The organism is Rhodobaculum claviforme (assembly GCF_016653255.1).
Lineage (GTDB): Bacteria > Pseudomonadota > Alphaproteobacteria > Rhodobacterales > Rhodobacteraceae > Rhodobaculum > Rhodobaculum claviforme.
This window is the reverse complement of sequence record NZ_NHSD01000183.1, coordinates 1-2,881: the sequence shown is the minus strand read 5'-3', so window position 1 is coordinate 2,881 and position 2,881 is coordinate 1. Positions and strand designations below refer to the sequence as shown.

Genomic DNA, 2,881 nt, shown 5'->3' with positions numbered 1-2,881 from the left:
TGGGGTCGGGGGCCGTGTCCTCGGCGCGGGACTGCACCATCGAGGGAAAGGCGACCGGCGCCCCGGCCTCGTCCACCAGCGCGAGGATGCGCAGCAGCCCATCCTCGCGCGCGGCGGCAAAGGTGTCGACGTCGGCGGCGGTGATGCAGGCGAGCGCCTCGATGTCCGGCGACTGCGCGCCCAGCCCCGCCAGCCGCACCCGCACCGGGTCGGGCAGCACCATCCGAGGCGCGATCGGCAACCGGCGCAGCCCGGCCAGCACGCAGCGCAGCCGGTCCGGCGTCGTCTCGTGGCGCAGCTGCAAGGTGGTGGCGAAGCGCATCCGGTCGCGGCGGGCGGAATTCTCCGGCTGCAGGTCGAGGACCTGCGAATTCGGCACCGGGATCAGCGTGCGGTCCAGCGTCCGCAACCGGGTGGAGCGCAGGCCGATCGCCTCGACCGTGCCCATGGTATCGCCGAGGCGGGAGATGTCGCCCACCGACACCGGCCGGTCGGCATAAAGCGTGACCCCCCAAGGATGTTCATCAGCGTCGGCTGCACCGCCAGCGCCACCACAAGCCCGCCGATGCCGAACCCCGCCAGACCCCCGCCACCGGGGCGATGACGATGTCGCCGTCGGGGTGTTCGAAACGGATCGGGGCTTGGGCGTCGGGCATGGCGGGCCACACGAAAGCGTGATGACAGGGTTAACGGGCGCTGTATGCTCGTGCACGCGCGGCGGCCCGCGCCCGCGGACGCATTGGGATGGTCCGCGGGCGCGGGCGACGCACAGGTCCGCAACACAGGGGCCCGGAACGCAGAGGCCCGGGACCGGCAGGTGCCGGGACACACAGGCCCCGACAGGACGCACCGCAGCCGCAACGGAAAGGACGCAGACGCATGAAGGGATCGCCGGATCGGATCGGACGGGGCGCGACGGCTGGGGCGGTGGCGGCGCTGGCGGTTGTGGGGGTGGCTCTGGCGTCGGTCTCGGGGTCGGTTCCGGGGTCGGTCTCGGGGGCGGGCCGGGCGGCGGCGGACCCGGCGTTCGATCCCGCGCCCACCGACCGCTGCGTGGCCGAGGCGGCGGCGCAGGCTCCGGCGCGGTCGGGGCATGGGGTGCTCGACTGTGCGGGGCGCGCGGCGGTGGCCTGCATGGCCGCGCCGGGGGGCGATACCACCGTGGGGATGATCGACTGCCTCGCCGCCGAGCTGCGCCATTGGGAGGACCGGATGGCCGCCGCGCTGGCGATCCGCCGACAGACCGACACGGCCGAGGATGCCGACATGGACCGCCTCGGCGCCACAGGCCCCCGGCTGGCCCCCGCGCTGGAGGCGATGCAGGGCGCCTGGACCGGCTGGCGCGATGCGGCCTGCCTTTATGAACAGGCTCAATGGCGCGGCGGCACCGGCGCGGGACCGGCGACCATGGCGTGCCACCTGCTGGAAACCGCCCGCCAGACGCTGCGGCTGGAGGGGTGGTGGGCGCCATGACCCGGCGCGCCGTCGCCCCGGCCCTGTTGGCGGCCCTGCTGGCGACCCTGCTGGCGACCCTGCCCGCGACCCTCGCAGACGACGTGGCGGCCGAGACCCCGCGCGCCACGACACCAGCCGCGGTGCCCGGCCCGGTGCCCGGCGCGGTGCCGGATCCGATCCCTCGTGCGGTACCTGATCCGACGCCTGGTCCGGTGCCTGATCCAATGCCCGGCCTCCTGCCTGTCTCGGCGCCCAGCCTGAGGCCCGGCCCGGTGCCCGACCTGGTGCCCGTCCTGAGGCCCGGCCCGGTGCCTGTCTCGGTGCCTGTCTCGGTGCATGGCGTGGTCCCTGTCTCGGTGCCCGGCGTGGCGCCCGGCGTGGTGACTGTCTCGGTGCCTGGCGGGACACCCGGTCCCACGCCCACCCCGATGCCCGGATGGGCGACCGCGCCCGAGGGCTGCGCCTGGCACTGGCGCGCGGGCGGTGGCATCGCCCTGTGGGTCGAGCGGTGCGCCCTGGGCACCGGGGTCTGGGATGTGGCGTGGAACGACGCGGCGGGCGGTTTCGTGCAACGCCGCGACGGGGCGGTGCTGGGTGTCGTCGTGCAGCCGGTGGCGGTGTCGGCCTCGGGGCCGGACCCGCTGGCGGAGCTGGGCGCGTGGCTGGTCCTGCACGGCCATCTGGACCCCGCGGCGGCGTGCGCGTTCCGCCCGCTGACGCTGCGCCCGATGCAGCCGGGCATGGCCGCGTATGCGCTGGTGCCCGGCCGGCCCGCGATGACCGCCACCCCCGATGCCAGCCCGGGCCGGGACCCCGGGGCAGGCCCCGACGCAGGCACAGAGGGAGGCACGGAGGCAGGCCCCGACACTGGTCGCGCCAGTGCCCTCAATTCTGGCCTCCATGTTGCCCTCCATGTTGGCCTCGATACTGGCCTCCATATTGGCGCCGATCGTGGTTCCGACGGGATCGCCGACCCGGGGGCCGACACCGGTCCCGATGCGGCCGCCGAAACCGGCGCCAACAGCGGTCCCGAAACTGGTCCCGATGCGGACCCGGACGCGGTTCCGGACCCGCCCTGCGGCGCCTGGGGGATGGGCACGCATGGGGTCCGGTATGCGCTGAGGCATGACGCCTGGCCGGACCGCGTCGTGCTGGTGGATGAGGGGCAGGAGCGGCCGATGTTCGATCCCGGCAGCCTGCGGCGCCTGCCCTGAGGGGCGGCGACCTGAGCGCGTCATCTCGAGAATGACGAAGGTCGCGCCGCCGGTGGGGGCGGGGACCTCCGGCCGCGACCGCCCGTCGGCAGGCCACGGCCAGCCGGTCCCGCGCCGGGTCATCGCCGAGGCGGTGGGCGGCCTGACCGGCCGCCTCATCCGCCTCCCCAGACCGCCCCCAACACCGGCCGCATCACCGCCACCCCCCAACA

Annotated in this window: 3 protein-coding genes; 2 read left to right on the top strand and 1 reads right to left on the bottom strand. The window is 75.2% G+C overall.

Annotation, left to right across the window (positions count from 1 at the left end; all coding sequences use genetic code 11):
* Positions 1 to 478 (bottom strand): mechanosensitive ion channel domain-containing protein (locus CCR87_RS17610; RefSeq protein ID WP_201156661.1); only part of this gene is annotated, 478 nt, incomplete at its 3' end.
* 401 nt (positions 479 to 879) lie between these two features.
* On the opposite strand from CCR87_RS17610, the gene CCR87_RS06045 reads away from it, so the two are divergent.
* On the top strand, positions 880 to 1,473 hold the full coding sequence (locus CCR87_RS06045; RefSeq protein WP_201156660.1) for a lysozyme inhibitor LprI family protein: 594 nt from the start codon (positions 880 to 882) through the stop codon (positions 1,471 to 1,473).
* A gap of 410 nt (positions 1,474 to 1,883) precedes the next feature.
* Positions 1,884 to 2,669: a hypothetical protein gene (locus CCR87_RS06040; protein ID WP_201156659.1), complete on the top strand. Its 786-nt coding sequence runs from the start codon at positions 1,884 to 1,886 to the stop codon at positions 2,667 to 2,669.
* Positions 2,670 to 2,881: the final 212 nt, after the last annotated feature.